This window comes from Paenibacillus sp. 01T443 (genome assembly GCF_056398325.1).
Genome location: NZ_JBFTPE010000005.1, coordinates 427,955 through 449,814 on the forward strand (window position 1 = coordinate 427,955; position 21,860 = coordinate 449,814).

Sequence of the window (21,860 nt, forward strand, 5' to 3'; positions counted from 1 at the left end):
CGCTGTCTTTCATCTTTATAATCAAGGCTGCCTCATCAGTAGTAACTCTACCTCTGAGACAGCCAGCTTAAAACGATTATTTAATTCCTTGCGCCTCTACATAAGCAAGCCATTGTTTTGTATATTCAGCTTGGATTTTCTCAAGACCCGCTTGCTTCGCTTTTTCCATAAACGTGTTCACACCGTCATCCACGTTTTTCACAAGACCAGCATTAAGCGGGAACAGGTACTGCTTCTCCACTTGCTCAAGCGCTGCTCTCTCTGCTTGGTAAGCAGTGTAGTCTTCAGCAAAGCCTGTGAATTTATCAGGCACTTGAATTTTATCAAGCTTTTCGAAGATTGCTTTTACACCGTCATAGTTTTTATCGAACAGCATGTACTCAGGGTTTCTCCAAGCCCAACCGTTCATGCCCTCGCGAGGGAAGCCGTTGGTATTCGAATCGCCGATCATGGAGTAGTAGCCGTCTTTCACTTCATAGTTTTTGCCTTCTACGCCGTATTGCGTAAGCAGGTTGTAACGTTTATCCGTAACAAGCTTCTCGTAGAACGCAAGAGCGCGCTCTGCGTTTTTGCTGCTAGCTGGAATAGCGAAACCGTTGTGAATCGGGTGAACCGGTGTTGCGATTCCGTTTGTTTCCGGGAACGGGTGGTAGCCAAGCTTCCAGTCCGGGTGAGTCGATTGAATTTTGATAACCATATCGTTGAAACGAGTCGGGTTGTCGCCAAGAATAGCAGCAGCTTTACCGCTTGTCATTTGATCTTGCAAAGTATCTTTAACGGCTAGAACGTTTTTCACCATGTAGCCGTTGTCCTGCCAACGCTTCAATACAGTCAGATCTTGTTTTTGCTCATCGGAACCCCAGTAGCTGTATACTTCGCCAGGTGTTGCGTAGTTCACGCCGATACCGTAAGGAAGAGCGCCGATTGGAGCGCGTGCAATGCCTTTGAAACGGTCCATCAGGTTTGTTTTCACATCAGAGTTCATCGAAAGCGGTGTTACAGTTGGCTCGTTTTTCTTGATGCCGTCCAAATATTGCTCGAACGTTGCGATATCAACCGGTGTAGGCAGATTGTATTTCTCGCGAAGATCTTCGCGCCATACAAAGCCGTCTGTTACGTACTCTTTATAAGTAGCGGGTACAGTGAAAATTTTACCGTCGATTTTTACAGCTTCCCACATATCTTTTGGCACAAAAGAATTAAGCGTAGGTGCCGCTACAGGAAGAATTTCGTCAAGCGCTTGGAAAGCGCCTTTCTTTGCATAGGATTGGTATTGCGTCCATTCAGCTGTGAAGATCAAGTCAACTTGTTGGCCTGAACCAAGAAGAAGCTTATACTTTTGATCCCAATCCGTCCAAGAAGTATAGTTGAATTTAACTGTGGCATTCAAATCTTCCAAAGCCATTTTGTTCACTTGTTCTTGTATAGAAGCGATGTCTTTCGGAGCATCACCCAGCATGTAAAATTGCAATTCCACTTTTTTTGAAGTATCAATAGCTGGTTTTTCCGCGCCTTCGTTTGTCGTGCCTTCGTTCGTTGTGCCCTCTGTCTCTTTTGGAGCATTTGTAGCATTGCCGCTATTTCCATTGTTGTTCGATCCGCAAGCTGCTAATACCGTGATAAGAACGATGATCGATAGAAACATGGAGACCGCTTTTGCTGCTTTCTTAGTCATGTGAATCCTCCCTTTAATAAGTACTTATCTATGTTAGCTACACGTGGAATTATAAATCCCTTGTCTAGTTCTAACCTTTAACCGCGCCAATCGTCAATCCTTTTACAAAATAACGCTGTACGAATGGGTATAGGAACAGAATCGGTCCCGTAACGATAATGGACATTGCCATCTTCGTTGATTCGGTCGGCATGTCGGAGCCCAAGGAAACGCCGGTGCCCGAGCCCATTTGTGCGATAAAGCTCATAGCATTAATGACGTTGTACAAGTAATACTGCAGCTGGTACTTGGTCGTATCGTTGATGAACAACGAGGAAGTAAACCAATCATTCCAATAATGCAGCGCCAGGAACAAGCCTACTGTTGCGATACCCGGCATCGAGAGCTGAAGCACAATCCGGCTGTAGATCGTGAAGTCGTTTGCTCCGTCGATTTTTGCGGATTCGATAACCTCATCCGGCACAGCCGAGCGAATGAAGTTTTTCATCAATATAATGAGGAAGGGCGTCATAAGGCCCGGCAAAATCAACACCTCAAGCTTGTCAGTCAGCTTCAAGTACTTGGTCATCAGGATGTACCAAGGCACAAGACCGCCGCCAAACAAAGTTGTGAAATAAATCATGAAGGAGAAGAAGTTACGGTATTTAAAATCCTTGCGCTGCAGCACGTAACCCGCCATCGTCATGAGAAACAGACCAAGCGTCGTGCCGATAACGGTTGTCAGCGTCGTTACGCCGTAAGCCGTTAATACCTGCTTTGGAAAGCGGAACACCGTCTCATATCCCTCGAAAGAGAATACCGTCGGGATTAGATGGTAGCCATCCCGTATGATCGCCTCATTTTGCGTAAAGGAAGCAGAAATGATGAGCAGGAACGGAAACAAGCAGGCAACGGTCGATACTAGTATGACTACGAAAGCAATGAGCCTAAACCACTTCATATAATTGTCGTCTTTGATTTTCATGGGAACCTCCTACAGTAAGCTGGGCTGGTAGCGTATGCTTCATATCGTTTAGAACAATGCGTACTCGTCGTTGATTTTCTTGATGATGTAGTTAACGGTCATGATAAGCACGAAACCGAACAGCGATTGATAAAGGCCTGCCGCCGTCGACATCCCGATATCGAACGTTACTTTCAGGGAGCGGTACACATACGTATCGAGAATATCCGTCGTATTGTAGAGCACACCGTTGTTGCCGATCAGCTGGTAGAACAAGTCGAACTGGCCTTTCATGATGCTGCCTAGTGCGAACAGCAGGAGCATGACGAATGTCGTCTTCAGCATCGGAACCGTAATGTACCAGATCCGCTGGAAAATGTTCGCGCCGTCAATTTTGGCTGCCTCATAATACTCTTCGCTGATTCCCGTAATCGATGCCAGGTAGATAACCATGCTGTACCCGATATTTTTCCACAGGTAGAAGATGATAATAAGGAAGATCCAAACCCAAGGCGTATTGTATACGTCAACCGATTCGTATCCGAATGACTTAAGCGTCGAGTTCAGGAATCCGCTTTCGAAGTTGAACACGTTATATACGATAACGCTCAGAATGACGAAGGAAACAAAGTATGGAAGAAACATGATCGATTGCGTCAGCTTCTTGAACCACTGCAAGCGCAGCTCGCTTAGCAGAATCGCCAGTGCAATCGCGAGTACGTTTCCTAATAGAATGAATACGACGTTGTAGCCGACCGTATTTAAGGTGAGTCTAGCGAGAACCCCCGATTTCCATAAAAACTTAAAATTGTCGAGCCCGACAAATTGACTGTTGAACAAGCTCGTGTTGAAGTCGAATCGGGTAAAGGCGTAGTAGACGCCCACCATAGGTACATACGAGTTAATAAGGAAGAAGATAAGCGCCGGCAGCAACATAAGGAAGAGCAGGCGGTTCGTCACGAGTTCCTTAAGCAGTCCATTTTTTTTCAACATGCAGATGATGTCTCCTCTCACAGCGTTCGTTTCTTTTTAGTGTTGTCTGGTCTGCTCTCACTGTACGACCCCGGCATTTTCAGCGAAAGAGTAAGAATGCAAAGTCAGTGAACGAAATAGCGAAATGAACAGTGAACGATTTAAACTTTTATGGATAAACAGGCCATTTCATAGGGATAACGCACTAGCGTTAACGGCTGTCGCAGTCCTTTTTGGCGGCAAAAGCTCGTTTCACGGTGAAATATAAGAACACCGATAAGCCTCGAAAACTTATATATTCAGAAAAAAACCGCAAACCCGTTTGCTCGAATAGGTATTCGAGACTAACGAAGCCGCGGTTTTCTGGGTAAGGCCTTACACTTTTTGTAGAATCATGACGCCGTGGGGCTCGATTTCCACTGTCGCGCTCACCTGACGGTTCGTTAATAGATCATGATAGACCGTATTTTCGAGGGAGATAGTCGCTTGATGGCTGTTATGATTCAAAACAAACGTATAGATTTGATCATCCTTGACGCGCTGAGCGAGTTCAATGCCCGCATCCGCCGTAAACGGTGCAGCAATCTGGTGTTTTTCGCAGAGGGTCCGGATCAGGTCGCCAAGCAGCTTTTGCTCGGGAGCCGTTGCCACGTAATAAGCCTCTCCCATGCCAAAATCATTCACCGTCAGCGCCGGCATGCCCGCATAGAAATCTGTACCATATGTACCGATCACTCTTGCTCCCTCCAAATGAAGAAGGTCGCATAACAAGCCGCATTCGTACGAGCCTTGTATATGACCATAAGCCCCGCCAATCTCGATGCTGTTGCGCATTTCAGGCAGCAGGCTGTCGATTTCCTCGACCCATAAGCCAAGAAGGCTGCGAAGCTTGCCCGGATAGCCGCCGAGCGTAACCAAGTCATTCTCGTTTACGATGCCGCTGAAGAAGGTCGTTATAAAGATCCCGCCATCGCGCACAAACGCTTCAATCCGCTCGGCCACGCCTGGCTTCAACATATACAGCACAGGAGCGACGAGTATTTTGTATTTGGAGAAATCGCTGAGCGGACTGCGTACATCCACAGCCACATTCTGGTCGTAAAAGGCTTTGTAATACTTTTGCGCCTGATCCAAATAGTTTAGATCCACGCTGGGCCCGCTCGTAATCTCTACCGCATTCCATGTATCGATATCAAATAAAAGAGCGACTTCGGCATGAACCTCCGAATCCAGCAAACGATCGCCAAGCTCACCGAGCTCTCGTCCAAGCGCCGCACATTCCCGGAATACGCGTGTATCCTCATGCCCGACATGCTCGATCACGGCGCCGTGATATTTCTCGCATGCCCCGAAGGAACGGCGAAGCTGGAAGAACATGACCGTATCCGCGCCATGCGCAACCGCTTGATAGCTCCAAAGACGCATGACACCGGGGCGCTTTAAGCTGTTATAGGGCTGCCAGTTCTGCTGGCTCGGCGTCTGCTCCATCAGCATGAACGGCTTGCCGTCCTTCAAGCCGCGCATATAGTCGTGGCGCATAGCCACGTTGGCCATCGGTTCATTCATTTGCGGATAGCTGTCCCAGGAGACGACATCCATCGCTTCTCCCCATTTTTTCAGATCTAGGCCATTAAATAGGCCCCAAATGTTCGTCGTAATCGGAATATCCGGCGTAACCGCCTTCAGCTCCTCGTATTCTCCTTGATAACAGCCGAGAATCGAATCGGACATAAACCTCTTATAATCGATAGCCATCGGCTGAAAGTTGCGATTGTCGCCGTTCAGGTTGGATGGCGGTACGATTTCTTCCCATTCATAGACGGTATGGCCCCAGAAGCTCATATTCCATTCGGCGTTCAGCCTGTCGATCGTCTCATATTTCACCTTCAGCCACCCGCGGAACTCCTCCGCGCAATGATTGCAGTAGCAATGCGTACCGTATTCATTGTTAATATGCCAGATGAGCAGCGCTGGATGGTCTTTATACCGTTCAGCTAATGTACGCGCAAGCTGGCTTGACAGCCGGCGGTACGTCTTGCTGTTTGGGCAAAAGTTTGTGCGCGCCCCATGCGTCCGCTTCCTTCCGTCTACATCAACCGGCAGCACATCGTCATATTTGCGCGACATCCATGCCGGCTGGGCCGCTGTCGATGTGGCTAGACACGCGTAAATCCCATTTTCGGATATTAGATCCAGGAGCTTATCAAGCCATTCAAATTGAAAAACATCCTCTGAAGGCTGCAGCTTGGCCCAGCTAAAAACAGGAAGCGTGACCACATTGATTCCCGCTTCCTTAAATAAACGCATATCCTCATGCCATATTTCCTCCGGCCATTGATCCGGATTATAGTCTCCTCCATACCAAATCTGTTGCAGCTTTGAATTAATCATTTCTAGAAGGCCCCTTCCGCTATTATCATGGAATTCCGTGACATTCTAACGGATGAAACGGCGCTTTGTCATCTAAAATAGGGCGTTTCGCCAATATGTTCACTCCTGTACGGATTGTTCACTTTTATAAAATCAGGTTCATTCACCTTCTTTTATTTGGTTCATTGCACCCAGAGTCAAGTGAAGATTATAATGATGAATGTATTAACGGGTAACCGAGTGAAATATTCAAACTAATTGCGCGAGTCCTAGGCTTAATCGCAAATGATAATGGGAAACGCTTTCGCTTAGGTCAGTGAATCATATGCTTATATAAGCTTCATACATAATAGAGGGGGAACGAGCATGCCAGCCGTACAATTGAAAAACAACGGAAAATTATACAGTAAGCTGCTGTTCACAATCACCTTGTGCATTGTACTTACCTTACTAGTATCCTCCTTGTTTTACTTTTTCACTTATATGCAAATCGATTTGAAGAAAGCTTACCAATCCGATGTCAGCAATCTCACCCAAACCAGCAAAGAAGTTATCAGCATGACTGAGAGCGCGCAGTCCGTCTCCTTCCAAATCTATCGAACCTTCACCGTCTCCAAGCTCATGTTCTATAATGAGCCTAATATTTATGATGTCACGGCAGCAATGAACGAATTGGACAATTATTTAAGTTCCATGCCTTTTATTGAATCCATCTATGTGTACAATTCGGCGAATGGCCAGTTCTACACGGCCAGCCGTCAAGGAGAAAGCGGTACATTCAATAAAGAGGATCTCGCGGACCAAGGAATTCTTGATATTCTCGACAACTTTCAGGAATATCGTCCGTTCACTCCTATTCCAAGAACCTACACCACGGTTAGTTTAGCCGGTGAACAGGTTACGAAGGCCTATACCTATTTAGGTTATGATGCCATCGGTAAAGCACAGAAAATCAATTCCGCCGTCATTATCAATATTTCGTCCGCATGGATTAACAAGGACATTGGCGCTAACAAAAATGATAACGAAGGAAAATCGTATATTTTGGATAATCAAGACCGCCTGCTATCTGGTGATACCCTTGTGTCCAAAAAATTAAACGATGAGGACGCCGCCTTCTTCAATGAACAAATTAAAAACCAGGACTCCGGTTATGCCGTGACGAACTTTGAGGGAAAGAAATCGCTTATTTCGTATACCTCGCCCGATTCGCTGGAATGGCAATATGTGCGCGTTACACCGTATAAACAAGTAACCAATGCCATCTACTCTATCCGCAATACGACGATCCTAATCGCTGTTGTTATTCTCGTCATTGGTTTGTTTATTTCATGGCTGCTGTCTCGTATGCTCTATCGCCCTATTCATCAAATTATGAACAAAATGAACATTCTCGAGACCGAGAAGCGTAACAGCTCCTATACGATTAGGCAAAATATGCTGCGCAGCCTTATCCAAGGCTCGCAATCGCTGCAGACGAGCTCTCAGCAGCAGAAGCTGTCGCAAAGCGGGATTACCTTTGATTTCAATTCACGTTACCGGGTCGTCATGCTGAAAATAGACCAGCTTGCCGCCTTGAAGCAAACCCGCGGCGATGATCTGCATGTGTACAAGTTCGCCGTCATGAACATTGCCTGGGAGATCGGATTAAAAAACTACCGCGTAGAAACCGTCGATATGGACGCCGATTATGTGATCATGCTGCTTAACCGTCTCGATGATGCCGAGGAACCCGATGATGAGCTGCTGCGTTCCATGCTTGAACAAATTCAGCAGTCCTCCATGGATTATTTAAAAATCGGACTTTCCGTTACCTACAGTCCGGAAGGCTTCCAAGCCCAGCAGCTGTCCAACCTTTATAAGCTGGTGAAGGAAGCCTCACAGCATCGTTTATTTTACGGGCTCGGCTCCCTCATTGACGCACAGGATATCATTTGCTTGAAATCGAAGGAGTATATTTTCCCGGTCGACAAAGAGCGGAAATTAACCGATGCGTTAATGACCTCGAAAACCGAGGAAGCGAAAAAGCTGTTCGCGGAAATCGTTCAGGAAACCGCGCTTTATCCGATTCATGTCGTCCAGCTCGCGATTTCGCATTTGACGATGACGGTGAACAACATTCTGTTCACCATTCAGAAAAACAACAGCTTGGACGTTGAAGCAAGCCTAAGCATCCATATTCCGTCGCCGGACCATTTTGAAACCATTCAGGAGCTGAATGAGGTTTTCTTCTCATTGTTCGATGACATTCAAACGAAGCTGTCGATGAAACGCTCCACGAAGCAGGGCGATTTGATCCGCAAAATCAATGAACTAATTCACAAGGAATATGCGAATCCAAACCTCAGCCTCAACTGGATTGCTGATGAACTAGACATGTCCTCTATTTACTTGAGCCGTGTTTACAAGCAGCAAACGTTAGCCGCCATCGTTGATGTCATTAACAACGTTCGCCTGGAAAGAGCCAAGGAATATTTGGAGAGCACCGATTGCTCTATCGTAGATATCGCCGTGAAAAGCGGATATACGAGCAGCTCTTACTTCCATCGCATGTTCAAAAAAAGCTTTGGCGTCACGCCCACCGACTATCGCAAAATGAAAATTAGCTAAACCTTTTTCGTTAACAAATAAAAGCCGAACAGCAGCAGAATCACTCTGCAAATGCTCGGCTTTTTGTTATGTTAGGTATAAAAAATGCCCCGCTCAGTCCCAACGGGTTAAAATAATCGGACCATCTTTCGTTATGGCCACCGTATGTTCGAATTGAGCAGCCCAAGCTCCGTCCCGGGTACGTGCGGTCCACCCGTCTTGGGCAATGTAGACATCTGCTCTGCCTGCCGTAATAATGGGCTCAATCGTTATGACCATGCCTTCTTCAAGGGCGATCCCTTGACCCGGTATGCCGTGGTGTATGACCTCAGGAAATTCATGCATGCTTCTGCCAATGCCATGACCAACGAATGCCGTCACGACCTCGAAGCCTGCCCTCTCCGCTCTCGCTTGCACAGCATAGCCGATGTCGCCTAGCCGATTGCCAAGCACAGCTTGCTTAATGCCGTCGAGCATGGATTGCTCTGCCGCCAGCAGCAGCTTTTCCGTAGCCGTATTCGTCCTGCCAATTGCGTAAGTCCATGCTGAATCGGCTTTCCACCCATCCACATCCGCAACCATATCAATGGTGACGATATCGCCGGTTTCCAGCGGCTCCGAATCCGGAAATCCGTGACAAACCACCTCATTCACGGAGGCACACGTAGCAAACGGATAACCCTTATAACCCTTCTGGGCAGGAGTGGCCCCTCGGTCAAGCATAAACCGTTCTACAAAACGATCAATTTCCTGCGTGGTGACGCCTGGCGCTATTCGCTTCGAAAGCGCTTTGTGACAGGCAGCGACAATACGGCCAGCCTTGCGAATTCCTCGAATATGTTCCTTCGATTTCAAATCCACTGCCATGTGTGTACTAACCTCCTTAAGGTTTTGCGGTAGCAAAAATCCACTTCGAAAGCATTGACTTAGGTTTTGCGGAAGCAAAATCCACTTCGCCAACAAAAATATAGCTACACTAACGAGTAGATTTGTCTATGTATAACTTATTCGCGAAAAAGGAGACACATTCCGATCAGATATGGCGAATTTATAGATAAATGACTGAGAGGAAGCAGCAGGAATGATGCGTAATAGCGTGAGGTACCCTTCTAAGGGGTTTATCTGATAAAACCGAGGGATAACGTACATGTGGACAAGAATTAGTAACAAAACTAGAGAGCTGTATAGGGTCACCGAGGCTGATTTCACCACTTGGCCCTTTGCTATTTTATCTTTATTACTGCCTGATGCTACACGCTTGCTATTTTATCGTTATTACCACCTGATGCGACACACTTGCTATTTTATCTTATTACTGCCTGATGTGACACACTTGCTATTTTATCTTTATTACTGCCTAATGCGACACGCTACGTTGCAGAAACTGCAACGTAATTAAGAATTATCGGCATGGATCAGAGCTACAGTGTAGAAAATACAATCCCATTAAGCAATTTAGCAGACGATTGCCATTATATCGTCGATGCTGCGGATTATCATTGCAGAAACTACACTGTAGCTGAGTAAACTCATCTTTAAGCAGCATTACATTGTAAAAACTACATTGTAGCCTCTGACCTTTCGTTCGAGGTGAGGACTAATAATTTAATTGATTAATTGATCGCAGGAAGATGGCCTGTAACCTGCTAATTTACAAGATAACTGATGGAATGTGTTTTAGGTATGCGATTGGTTGGTTGGTTGGTTGGTTGGTGATTAGTGATTAGTGATTAGTGATTGGTGATTGGTGATTGGTGATTGGTGATTGGTAATTGTACTTGGTGCTGGTGCTTGGTGCTTGGTGCTTGTGCTCGGTGGTTGGTGCTTGTGATTGGTGCTTGGTACTCGGTGCTGGTGCTTGGTGCTGGTGCTTGGTGCTTGGTGCTTGGAGATTGGTGCTTGGTGCTTGTACTTGGTGCTCGGTGGTTGTGCTTGTGCTTGGTGCTTGGTGCTTGTGCTTGGTGCTTGGTGCTTGGTGCTTGTGCTTGGTGCTTGGTGCTTGGTGCTTGTGCTTGGTGCATGGTGCTTGGTGCTTGTGCTTGTGCTTGGTGCTTGGTGCTTGGTGCTTGTGCTTGGTGCATGGTGCTTGGTGCTTGTGCTTGTGCTTGGTGCTTGGTGCTTGGTGCTTGGTGCTTGGTGCTTGTGCTTGGTGATTGTGCTTGTGTTTGGTGCTTGTGTTTGGTGCTTGTGCTTGGTGCTTGTGCTTGTGCTTGTGCTTGTGCTTGTGCTTGTGCTTGTGCTTGTGCTTGTGCTTGTGCTTGTGCTTGTGCTTGTGCTTGTGCTTGTGCTTGTGCTTGGTGATTGTGCTCGTGCTTAGTGAAAAACAAAAAGACTTTGCATCCTGCCGTATGACAGTTTACAAAGTCGTATTCTACATATTCTGCTAACTGACCGAGGAGTTGATTCTGCCTAACTCATTTTCCACCAATGTCGTCAATTCATCCTCGTAGCCCCCGGTAATCCGGTACTTACGAATATACTCTTTAACAAATTTACGTGGGTCCTTGGGTTGAAAAATTCTCGTGAGTTCCTTCAGGCTTTCCTTGACTTCATTCTGGCTGTGTTTCGCCATGAAATCTCCTCCCCTTTACGTTGGATGGTCGTCCTAAACAGCATTATACGAGACCGCATGCGGTTATTACTCCGCAAGAACCCCCATTTGGTGCAGGCAACTCCATGGCCAATGAGTCACAATCTTCACATTTTTCTTACTATTATAACATTTTGATTTCGAATAGGAAAGTTAACATTTATTAATCTCGCGGCGGTGCTTGTTCGGATTTAACATCCTTATTGTGCCCGCCATCCATTGGTTTTGCTGCAATAAATACGTTTGGAGGCGAGACATCGTCTGGTTGGTGAGAAGCTCCAGAGAGCCTGTCTTTACGAAACATTCTTAAATATGCAATGACGCCAATGATCGCGACCACTATACCGAACCCTAACACCAAATTCGTCACCCAGCCTTGAACCATGTCCTCGCCTCCTTTCCCTTACTACATTTATCGGTATAAAACCGTTAATTATTAATCCTTTCGAAAAGCAATAAACTTTCCATATATTAGGTATTATCATTATAACGAATCAGAAGCAGGCAAGCAACTTGAGCATGAGTCTGCCTAAATAATGCGGTATGCGCCGGTTCCGATACCCAGCAGCCTGCCGCTGTCATCCTTGACCCTCGCCTCCAGCGTCAGTGTTCGATCTGTGCGATGCACCAGCTCCGCCTCGCAAAGCAGTACGCCTCCCTTGCTGCTGGCGAGAAACTGCGTATTAAGATTCGCGGTTACCGCACGCTCATCCGGTACGGCCAGCATCACAACGAGTCCCATTGCATTATCGAGAAGCGACATCAGCACGCCGCCGTGAACGATGCCGAGCAAATTACTGTGCCGCTCCGAAGCATCGAGGCAAATCGTCGCTTTGCTTGCATTTGCCTGCACCACCTCGCAGCCGAGCACGCCCCAAAACGTTGCTTGCGCACGCTCGGCAAGCCTTGTCAGGTGACCAGCCTGATCAGCCTGCTGCACAAACCAATCCTCATCCATGCCGTTCACTCTCCCTTATCCTCCTTGGCCTGCTTCTGCTCCGCCGCCGCAGCCGCTTCCTCCTCCTGAAGCTTGCGACGAAGCACTTTGCCAATAATCGTTTTTGGAAGCGTTTCCCTAAAGGAATAGTGATGCGGCACCTTGTAAGCTGCTAATCGTTCTCGGCACCAACGGTCAAGCTGGCTTCGCGATACCTGCCAGCCTTCCTTGAATACGATAAACGCTTTTACCGATTCCCCCCTATATTCATCCTTCACACCGATGACAGCCGCTTCTCTAACGGCAGGATGCTCGAACAGCACCTCTTCCACCTCTCGTGGATAAATATTAAACCCTCCAGCGATAATGACATCCTTAATCCGATCCATGATCGTAAAATATCCGTCCTCATCCATCGTCGCAAGATCGCCTGTATACAGCCAGCCATCACGCAGCACTTGATCGGTTTCTGCCTGTTTGTTCCAGTAGCCTTTCATGACCTGCGGACCGCGCACGATAAGCTCTCCAAGCTCGCCAACAGGCAATCGCGCTCCTGTTTCCGGGTCGATCACTGCTGCTTCCGTATCGGGAAAAGGTACACCGATTGTACCGATTTTGCGCTTCCCCCATATCGGATTGGCATGCGTGACCGGCGATGCCTCCGACAAGCCGTAGCCTTCGATGAGCCGGCCTCCCGTTAAAGCCTCGAACTTCTCCTGTACCTCGAGCGGCAAAGCGGCCGATCCGCTTATGCACACATTAATAGAGGAGAGATCTGTTTTGGCAGCCAGCTTATGATGGATAAGTGCCACATACATCGTAGGCGCCCCTGGAAAAATGGTAGGCTTCTGCTGGCTGATCGTCTGCAGCACCGTTTCAACCTCGAACCGCGGCAATAAAATAAGCGTGCCTGACCGGAGCACCGACATATTCATTAATACCGTTAATCCAAACACATGAAACAGAGGCAGCGCCGCAAGAAACCGCTCCTTCGCATCCTCCGCCTTATAGCACCAAGCCGAGGTTTGCATCGTATTGGCAACCAGATTGCGATGAGTCAGCATGACGCCTTTAGGCGTCCCGGTCGTGCCCCCGGTATATTGAAGCGCTGCAAGGTCAGCCCCCTTAGCAGGCTCGGGCAGCCGGTCAGCCAAGCTCTTCCCTGCCAGCAGTTTTTTATAGGCGATAACACCAATGCTTCCGTAAGGAATCTCTGCGCGGAAGCCTTCTTTTCGCTGCTTAAGCGGATAAAGCAGACTCTTCGGAAACGGAAGTCCATCCTTAATCGACGTGACGATTGCATGGCGCAGCTGCGGCAGAGGACCTGTCTCCGGCCGTTCGCCCCGTACCCGTGCTAGGCGCGGATAAAGCAGGTCAACGGTTATGATCGCGACGGCTCCGCTATCCGTAAGCTGAAGCTCCAGCTCACGCTCCACGTACAGCGGGTTCGTCTGTACCACAACACCGCCTGCAAGCAGCACGCCGTAATAAGCGATGACGGTCTGGGGACAATTCGGCAGCATGATTGCCACGCGGTCTCCTTTGGAGATGCCAAGGGAAAGGAGACCGGAGGCCAGGCGTATGGCAGATTCATACAGCTCGCGGTAGGTTACTATTTTTCCAAGAAAATGTACGGCAGGATGGTTCGGATGATTCAAGGCGGCGTTGATTAGGAATTGGACGATGCTCTGATCGGGATAGCTCTGCGAAGGAGAAACCTCCTTCGGATAATGACGAAGCCATGGGCGTGCGAGCTCTTCGGCTTCGCCGGAGGGCTGCCCTTGTAAAGACGGGTCTTCCGGTCTGAGCGGTTCCATTCATGCTCTCCCCCTTCACACGACATAATGCTCATTGCGAATGACACGAGCGGCAATGGACCGCTTCAAAGCAACCGTATCCGAAAGCGGAGCGCGCATCAGCTTCTTCAGAATGGAGAGCTGCATTTGCAGCCCGTCTCCCTGCTCCAGTGCGGTGAGCGCAAGCTTCGCCAGCGAATCGACCCGCTCCATCGTCTCCTGCACGAACACCGTAGTCATCGCAATCACATTTTCCGTCTTATCCGAGTTGACGCCGCCGCTGGCCTTGCATATTTTTTGTGAGCGCAGCAGCGCGCTTTCCATTGCAAAAATATTAATCATGAGATCGGCAAGCGAGCACAGCACCTCCTGCTCCTGTTCGAGCCGTAATCCCAGCTTCTGAACTGCAAGCCCGCCGATGGCAAGAAAGGTTTTCTTCGCTTGCGCAACGCGGAACGCTTCCTTGCTTAGCGGCTTTTCGAGCGGCGGAATCGGCATCGGCTGCACCAGCTCCGCTTGCAGCGAGCGCACCTTGCGCAGCAGCGGCAGCTCTCCTTTTAGCGCTTTTTTCATCAGCGTGCCCGGAATGAGCATCCGGTTAATTTCATTCGTTCCTTCAAAAATCCGGTTAATCCGCGAATCCCGATATATTCTCTCCACTTTATAATCGCGGATGTAGCCGTAGCCGCCGTGAATCTGCACCCCTTCATCCGCCACAAAATCCAAGGCCTCGGATGCAAAAACCTTAATAATCGAGCATTCTATGGCATACTCTCCAATCGCCTTCGCCATTGTCACGCCATCTCCGGCTGTTCCGTCTGCGGCTTCCGTTGACCGCAGCATCGCATCGATCCAGCCGGCAGTCCGATATACCATGCTCTCCAGCACGTACGTGCGAATGTTCATATCGGCAAGCTTGGCGCCAATGAGCGGATACGAGGAAATCGCCCGCCCAAACTGTTTTCGCGTGTTCGCGTAGGACGAAGCGAGCTCAATCGTCTCCTTGGATGAACCGAGGCAGGCAGCACCAAGCTTGAAGCGGCCAATGTTCAAAATATTAAAGGCAATCTGATGCCCTTTCCCAACCTCCCCAAGCACGTTTTCAACCGGCACCGCTACATCTTCAAAAAACAAAGGGCGTGTTGAAGAACCCTTGATGCCCATCTTATGCTCCTCCGGTCCGATACTGAACCCCGGCATCCCCTTCTCGACGATAAAAGCAGTAAAATATTCTCCGTCTACCTTTGCGTATACGATAAACACATCCGCAAAACCGGCGTTTGTAATATACAATTTCGAGCCGTTAAGTACATAATGCTTCCCGTTCGGCGACAATCTGGCTGTGGTCTTCGCCCCTAAAGCATCGGAGCCGGAGGCTGGCTCGGTTAAGCAGTATGCGGCAATCCGCTCCCCGGTAGCAAGCGCAGGCAGGTAGGCCTGCTTTTGCGCGGGTGTACCGAAAAATACGATAGGCAGCGTCCCGATGCCTGTATGTGCGCCAACCGATAGCGCAAACGACGAGGCGCGGGCCAAGGTTTCCGCGAGCAGCGTCGTACTTACCTTATCCAGCCCAAGACCGCCGTAAGCCTCGGGCACATCGGCTCCAAGCAGGCCAAGCTCACCAGCCTTGCGCATCAGCTCTACCGTCAAATCGTAGTTCAGCGCTTCCAGCTCCGCATCGCGCGGCGTAATTTCCGCATCCATGAACTGCTGAGCCGCTTCTCCCATCATCCGCTGCTCTTCCGTAAAATCCTCAGGCGTCACGACCGATTCCGGCGCACTATCCTCCACGACAAACCGACCGCCAAAACGTATCGTTTCCGTCATGCCGCAGGTCTCCCTTCAGTCAAACGATTATTAGGAACATTAACTTTATCCGTCATAAACCATTAATGCCGTGCAGCTATCCTCATAGACTAGCTGCCGTATACCTCAATTACTCCAGCTGCTCCCATTCCTCCGCCTACGCACATCGTGACAACGCCGATTCCGCCTCCTCGTCTTCCCAGCTCATGAATAAGCGACACCGTCAGCTTGGTTCCCGTGCAGCCAAGCGGATGCCCTAGCGCAATGGCTCCGCCGTTCACATTGACCCGTTCGGGATCGATGCCAAGCTCTCTAATAATGGGCACGCACTGGGCGGCGAAAGCTTCATTCAGTTCAAACAAATCTACCTGTTCTATCGTGATACCCGCTTTCCGCAGCGCCTTAGGGACTGCTTCAATCGGACCGATGCCCATGACCTCGGGAGCGACACCTGCAACGCAAAAGCTGCGAAATGCAGCAAGCGGACGCAGCCCCAGCTCCTCAGCCCGCGCTCGGCTCATTACGATTACAGCCGCTGCGCCATCGCTCATTTGCGAGGTATTGCCTGCCGTGACCGTCCCTTCGCGTGCAAAGGAAGGCTTAAGCGGCGCCAAGGTTTGAACGGTCGTCTCCGGCCGCACTCCCTCATCCGTATCAAATTGAAACACCTTCGACCAGGGGCGTCCCGCATCGTTTACACCGGAACGGCTTGCCGTGATCGGTACGATCTCCGCTTTGAAACGCCCTGCCTCAATCGCCGCTGCCGCCTTGCGGTGACTGGACGCCGCGAACGCATCCTGCTCCCCGCGCGATACGCCATAGCGGCGGGCCACCTCCTCGGCGGTATGCCCCATGCCCATATATACTTCTGGCCGTGCGTCTACAATAGCGGGATGCGGCGACAGCTTGAATCCGGTCATCGGCACATGACTCATGCTCTCTACTCCGCCGGCGGCGATAATTTCCGCATCCCCAAGCCGGATGCGCTCCGCAGCGTAAGCGATCGCTTGCAGCCCCGATGCGCAAAAGCGGTTAATCGTAACGGCCGGCGTCGTCACCGGCAGCCCCGCGTAAAGTGAAATGGTCCGGGCCATGTTGAGTCCCTGTTCGCCTTCGGGCATCGCGCAGCCGATAATCACATCCTCAACGAGCTCTGGCGCTAAGCCCGGCACGCGTTCAAGCGCGCCTTGCAGAACAGCCCGCCCCAGATCCTCCGCCCTCGTCTCGGCCAAGCTGCCCTTCGATGCTTTGCCGACCGCCGTCCTCACCGCAGCAACGATAACGGCATCGCGATCGTGACTCTCAAACGGTGATGAAGCTGACATTTCGCTCTCCTCCTTCGGATAATAATAGCGTTTAGTTACGCAGCGGCTTGCCTGTTGCAAGCATATGGCTCATGCGCTCCTGCGTTTTGCGTTCGCCGCACAGGCTGAGGAACGCTTCGCATTCCAAATCGAGTAAATATTGCTCGCTTACCTCCGCGCCTGCCTGAATATCGCCGCCGGCAAGCACGGCACCGAGCTTACCGGCAATAAGCGCGTCATGCTCGCTAATATGGCCGCCTAGCTGCATGGCCTGCACCGCGACCTTCAGCACCGCTTTGCCTTCTCGGCCAGCGACGCGAATGCGCCCCTCCGCCTGCGGCGCATAACCCGCGCGGTCCAGCTCAAGCACTGCCCGCTTCGCTTCGGCGATGCGCGCCTCCTGACGCATAATGACGCGGTCCTGAGGCCTCATAAGCCCTAATCGGCTGACCTCGAAGCCGCTGGAGGATGCTTTGGCCAGCGCTATCGTCTCAAACAACAAATTTAAATGCGGCTGCAGGTCTCCGCCCGGCTTGCCGCTGCTGGCGGCTAAGGCCCGCTCGGCCGCCATTGCAGCAGCTTCCTTGCAGCCTCCGCCCGCAGGAATCAGGCCAACCCCCGTTTCCACGAGTCCAAAATAAGTTTCCGGCGAATAAATAATTTGATCCGCAGGCAAGCAGGCCTCCACGCCGCCGCCAAGCGTCATGCGATGCGGTGCCGCCACGACGGGCCGGTCAAGCCGCTTCAGCTGCAGCATGCTGCTTTGGAAGAAGCGGATGATATCTTCAACCTCATCCCATTCGCCGCTCTGCGCCTCCATAAGCAGCAGCATTAAATTCGCGCCGACGCAAAAGTTTCGTCCTTCGTTTGCGAGCACCAGCCCGCGCCAATTTTGCGATACCTCCTTCGCGCTTTGCGTAATGGCGGATAAAATATCGCCTCCGATGGCATTGTTCTGCGAATGAAATTCGAGCAGCGCCACATCGTCGCCGATATCGATCAGACTCGCTCCTGGAGTGGAGAACACGGTTTTCCCAGAAGCCTTTAACGCCGCAATCGAGATCGAATCCGCCTCTGCTTCTTCCAGCTTATAGGCTCCGCTCGCTGCGTAGACCCGTTCATTGCCCTGCGACTTATAGAAGCTTTCGTTACCCGCGGCAAGTAAGGCCGATACCCATGCCGGTATCGTATCTCCCTCCTTCTGCATGCGCTGCACCGAATCGCGCAGCCCAATCGCATCCCACAGCTCAAATGGACCCAGCTCCCAGTTAAAGCCCCAGCGCATCGCGCGGTCGATATCCGAGATGGAATCCGCGATTACCCCTACCTGAGCGGCTGCGTAAAGCAAGGTTTTTTTGATCGTTGACCAAGCGAATTTCGCGTAACGGTCACGAGGATCGGTGCGCAGCAGCGCATTCACCTTGCCGGCAGCACCTTTGGCAGCCTTTGAAGCGTCGATGACGGGAGAGCTCACTGGACGCTTTGGCCCGTATTCGAGCGTATCGAGCCGGAGCGACTCGATTTCGCTGCCTCCTTTTCCCTTCACCTTCCGGTAAAACCCAGCCCCCGTTTTCTCGCCGAGCCGTCCCGACGCAGCGAGCTGCTCGAGCAGCGGCGGCCTTGCAAATATCGCCTGCTCCGCAGGATCGCTGCTCCGCTCGCGCACATTTTCCACAACATGCAGCAGCGTATCCAGGCCAACCAGATCAAGCATGCGCAGCGTCGCCGTCTTTGGCCTGCCCATCGCCGGGCCGGTCAAGGCATCCGCCTCCTCCACCGTCAGCCCGAATGCCAGCGTATCTTCAAGCGTGATCAGCATGCCATAGGTGCCGATTCGGTTTGCGATGAAGTTCGGCGTGTCCTTCGCCAGCACGACGCCTTTGCCCAGCCGTTTCTCGCAAATCTCCGTTAAGAGCCTCACGACCTCGGGCGACGTATCCTTCGTGCCTACAATTTCAACAAGCTTCATATAGCGGGGCGGGTTAAAAAAATGCGTCACTCCAAAATGCTGCCGAAACTCCTCGCTCCGCCCTTCAACCATCGAAGCTGCGGATAAGCCCGACGTGTTTGTCGACACGATGGTTCCCGGGCTGCGGGCAGCTTCGATTTTGGCCAACACCTCCCGTTTAATGTCCAGCCGCTCGACCACGGCTTCAACAATCCAGTCCGCCTCGCTAATCGCAGCAAAATGATCATCTAAGTTACCTGGCGTAATTCGCGACGTCCAGCTCGGATCGTAGAGCTGTGCCGGCGATGCTTTGCTCATTCGGGCTACCGCGGCGGCAGCAAGCCTATTTCGCACCTTTGCATCCGCCAGCGTCAAACCTTGCCGTTCCTCCTCCGCTGTCAGTTTTTGCGGAACAACGTCCAGCAGCACGACGCGCATGCCCGCATTGGCCAGGTGAGCCGCAATACCCGCACCCATTACGCCGGAGCCGATCACTGCGGCTTTGCGTATGCCGCTTGCATTTTTTTGCGACGATTGTATCGCCATATACAGCCTCCTTTTTTGAGTCATCCACATGCTAAACGGCTTAGACCGTTCTCTGCGGCAAACGCTCATTTCCCGTCACGTTCCCCGTTTTCCCCGTTACTCGCCAAATACGCTCTCGGCCAGCAGCTCCGCCACATCACGTGCAATAACCTTCTCCTCTGCGGATAAGGCTTTCAAGCCGTCCTCTAACATCGTTAGGCAGTACGGGCAGGCCGAGCTGATGACAGACGGCTTTACCTCTAATGCCTGCGCGGTTCTTGCATGGTTGACGCGGGTGCCCGAATGCTCCTCCATCCACATCAGTCCGCCGCCCGCGCCGCAGCACATTCCGTTGGAGCGCGAACGCTCCATCTCTTCGATCGTTACGCCCGGAATGGCTCGCAGCAGACTGCGCGGCGCTTCATAGGTATCGTTGTAGCGGCCTAAATAGCAGGAATCATGTACGGTTACCCGCTCATCAATCGTATGCAGCGGCTTCAAGGAGCCGTCCGCCAGCAGACGCGCCAGCAGCTCGGTATGATGCTCGACGAGGATGTCTTGGCGCAGGCCAAAGTCAGGATATTCATTTTTGAGCGTGTTATAGGTATGCGGGCACGCCGTCACGATATGAGCAATCTCATATTTGTTGATGGTCTCGATATTTTCGCGGCACAGCTCTTGGAAAAGCAATTCATTGCCAATCCGCCTTGCGGTATCGCCGGAGCTTTTTTCCTCCAGGCCAAGCGTTGCAAAGCTTACGCCCGCATGATTCAGCAGCCGCACCACATCGTACAGCACACGCCTGCTGCGCATATCGTATGCCCCCATCGAGCCTGCCCATAGCAGCACGTCAGCCTTTTTGCCCTGCTGTCTCAGCTCCTGCATCGTGGAAACCCGAATGCCTGTGCGGCTCTCGCATTCGCTAATCCAAGCCGCTCGTTCAGCGCGCGGCAGGCCCCACGGGTTGCTCTGACGCTCAATGTTCTGCAGTGCGCGCTGTCCATCTGACGGAAGCCTGCCCTCCATCAGGACAAGGTAGCGGCGCATATCGATGATTTTATCGACATGCTCGTTGCCGACCGGGCATTGCTCCTCGCAGTTGCGGCAGGTCGTGCACGCCCATAGCTCCTCCTCCGTCAATACCTCGCCAATAAGCTCCACCTCCTCCGGCTTAACACCTTCCTTAATACTCCATGCTCCTGCTTGCGCAGCCATCGTCGGCTCAATGTTGGTTATCCCATCAGATGAAGCCTCCCAGGCTGGAATCACCCCTCCCATTACATGGGCGTTAGGCCCATTTGCTTTGGATTGCCACAGACTGGCAGGAAGCCAAGGCGACTTGGATGTGATCGCTGCGCCTTTTTCCGTTAAATGATCCCTCAGCTTCACGATGAGATGCATCGGTGAGAGCAGCTTGCCGGTGCTTGCAGCCGGGCAGACATTCGTACAACGGCCGCATTCGACGCAGGCATACAAATCGAGCATCTGCTTTTGCGTGAAATGCTCCACCTTCCCTGCGCCGAAGGTTTCTGCCTCCTCATCCTCCAGATTAAGCGGCGTAAGCCGTCCTGGGGGCGTGCTGCGCCTAAACCAAAGATTGACCGGGGCCGTCAACAAATGAAAATGCTTCGACTGCGGCACGTACACCAGAAAGCTCAGCAGCACCAAGAGATGCAGCCACCAAAATAATTCAAAGCCGGCATGCGCCGCCGCGCTTTCCGGTCGTATGCCAGCGCTTTGAAGCAGCTGGACCAGCAAAACGCTTACCGGTGCGTAGCCTGCTTCAACCAGATGAACGGCAGGATCCGCTTTTGCCGCAGCCAGCCGCTCGAAAGCCAAAGAAAATAAAATCGTGAGCATCAGCGAGCCGATAAACCACATGACAAGTGACGGCTTCCACCCGCGCTTAAGCCGCGGCAGCCTCTCCCCATAACGGCGAAAAGCACCGTACAGCACAGCTGCAAAGACGAGCGTAACAGTCATTTCCTGCGTCAATGAAAACCAGCTATAATAGGGCAGCGGCAGCGGAGCGCCGTCATTCAGCCCCTTCCAAATCAAATCCGCTGCACCAAACTGAAGCACAATAAAGCCGTAAAAATAAACCAAATGCATAATACCGCTTCTCACATCGTTCAGCAGCTTGCGATGACCGAGCACTTGAGCGCTGAAGCTGGATTTGCTTTTAAGCTTACGTTGATAACGCGCAAAAACAGCAGGCACCCCAAGCCTCATATACAAAATGCGCCTCTGCACGACCATCGCGAACATTGAAACGGCAATCAGCACAACGGCCGCAAACAATGCCCATCTTCCCCAAAATAACCATTGACCGACAGATCCAGCTGCCAATAACGATGGCATACGCCCCGCCCCCCTTAAATGCCCGCTCCTTAATCAGAGCAGCT

The 21,860-nt window shown here is 51.1% G+C and carries 15 protein-coding genes; 2 read left to right on the forward strand and 13 right to left on the reverse strand.

Features of this window, described 5'->3' with window-relative positions:
• Nucleotides 1–76 precede the first annotated feature (76 nt).
• From AC1DLI_RS09560 to AC1DLI_RS09575, 4 genes are all read right to left on the reverse strand, one after another.
• Nucleotides 77–1,681: an extracellular solute-binding protein gene (locus AC1DLI_RS09560; RefSeq protein ID WP_477602359.1), complete on the reverse strand. Its 1,605-nt coding sequence runs from the start codon at nucleotides 1,679–1,681 to the stop codon at nucleotides 77–79.
• A 64-nt stretch (nucleotides 1,682–1,745) separates the two neighbouring features.
• On the reverse strand, nucleotides 1,746–2,639 hold the full coding sequence (locus AC1DLI_RS09565) for a carbohydrate ABC transporter permease (protein WP_477601851.1): 894 nt from the start codon (nucleotides 2,637–2,639) through the stop codon (nucleotides 1,746–1,748).
• A 48-nt stretch (nucleotides 2,640–2,687) separates the two neighbouring features.
• A complete protein-coding gene (locus tag AC1DLI_RS09570; RefSeq protein ID WP_308997325.1) occupies nucleotides 2,688–3,611 on the reverse strand; it encodes an ABC transporter permease in 924 nt (307 codons plus the stop codon).
• A gap of 354 nt (nucleotides 3,612–3,965) precedes the next feature.
• Nucleotides 3,966–5,981 carry a beta-galactosidase gene (locus AC1DLI_RS09575; protein WP_477601854.1) on the reverse strand — a complete coding sequence of 672 codons (2,016 nt, stop codon included), beginning with the start codon at nucleotides 5,979–5,981 and terminating at the stop codon, nucleotides 3,966–3,968.
• A 345-nt stretch (nucleotides 5,982–6,326) separates the two neighbouring features.
• On the opposite strand from AC1DLI_RS09575, the gene AC1DLI_RS09580 reads away from it, so the two are divergent.
• Nucleotides 6,327–8,570 (forward strand): AraC family transcriptional regulator, encoded by a 2,244-nt coding sequence (locus tag AC1DLI_RS09580; RefSeq protein WP_477601856.1) that lies wholly within the window; start codon nucleotides 6,327–6,329, stop codon nucleotides 8,568–8,570.
• 93 nt (nucleotides 8,571–8,663) lie between these two features.
• Here AC1DLI_RS09580 and map read toward each other — a convergent pair whose 3' ends face one another.
• On the reverse strand, nucleotides 8,664–9,416 hold the full coding sequence (map, locus tag AC1DLI_RS09585; protein WP_477601858.1) for a type I methionyl aminopeptidase: 753 nt from the start codon (nucleotides 9,414–9,416) through the stop codon (nucleotides 8,664–8,666).
• Nucleotides 9,417–10,383: 967 nt separating this feature from the next.
• Between map and AC1DLI_RS09590 the strand changes: the two genes are divergently transcribed.
• Nucleotides 10,384–10,866 (forward strand): hypothetical protein, encoded by a 483-nt coding sequence (locus AC1DLI_RS09590; RefSeq protein ID WP_477601860.1) that lies wholly within the window; start codon nucleotides 10,384–10,386, stop codon nucleotides 10,864–10,866.
• A gap of 66 nt (nucleotides 10,867–10,932) precedes the next feature.
• On the opposite strand, the gene AC1DLI_RS09595 is transcribed toward AC1DLI_RS09590, so the two are convergent.
• The 8 genes from AC1DLI_RS09595 to AC1DLI_RS09630 form a co-directional block, all read right to left on the reverse strand.
• The gene (locus tag AC1DLI_RS09595; protein WP_054026245.1) at nucleotides 10,933–11,121 is read right to left on the reverse strand and encodes a hypothetical protein; all 189 of its coding nucleotides are present in this window, start codon (nucleotides 11,119–11,121) and stop codon (nucleotides 10,933–10,935) included.
• A gap of 181 nt (nucleotides 11,122–11,302) precedes the next feature.
• Nucleotides 11,303–11,524 (reverse strand): hypothetical protein, encoded by a 222-nt coding sequence (locus tag AC1DLI_RS09600; RefSeq protein WP_477601865.1) that lies wholly within the window; start codon nucleotides 11,522–11,524, stop codon nucleotides 11,303–11,305.
• A 144-nt stretch (nucleotides 11,525–11,668) separates the two neighbouring features.
• On the reverse strand, nucleotides 11,669–12,097 hold the full coding sequence (locus tag AC1DLI_RS09605; protein WP_477602361.1) for a PaaI family thioesterase: 429 nt from the start codon (nucleotides 12,095–12,097) through the stop codon (nucleotides 11,669–11,671).
• Between the two features lie 5 nt (nucleotides 12,098–12,102).
• Entirely contained in the window at nucleotides 12,103–13,893 is a 1,791-nt protein-coding gene (locus AC1DLI_RS09610) for a long-chain-fatty-acid--CoA ligase (protein ID WP_477601867.1), read from the reverse strand.
• Nucleotides 13,894–13,908: 15 nt separating this feature from the next.
• Nucleotides 13,909–15,699 carry an acyl-CoA dehydrogenase family protein gene (locus AC1DLI_RS09615; RefSeq protein ID WP_477601869.1) on the reverse strand — a complete coding sequence of 597 codons (1,791 nt, stop codon included), beginning with the start codon at nucleotides 15,697–15,699 and terminating at the stop codon, nucleotides 13,909–13,911.
• Between the two features lie 89 nt (nucleotides 15,700–15,788).
• A complete protein-coding gene (locus AC1DLI_RS09620; RefSeq protein ID WP_477601871.1) occupies nucleotides 15,789–17,003 on the reverse strand; it encodes an acetyl-CoA C-acyltransferase in 1,215 nt (404 codons plus the stop codon).
• A 31-nt stretch (nucleotides 17,004–17,034) separates the two neighbouring features.
• A complete protein-coding gene (locus AC1DLI_RS09625) occupies nucleotides 17,035–19,476 on the reverse strand; it encodes a 3-hydroxyacyl-CoA dehydrogenase/enoyl-CoA hydratase family protein (RefSeq protein ID WP_477601873.1) in 2,442 nt (813 codons plus the stop codon).
• A gap of 96 nt (nucleotides 19,477–19,572) precedes the next feature.
• Complete coding sequence (locus AC1DLI_RS09630) at nucleotides 19,573–21,816, reverse strand: (Fe-S)-binding protein (RefSeq protein ID WP_477601875.1); 2,244 nt, start codon at nucleotides 21,814–21,816, stop codon at nucleotides 19,573–19,575.
• Between the last annotated feature and the right edge of the window lie 44 nt (nucleotides 21,817–21,860).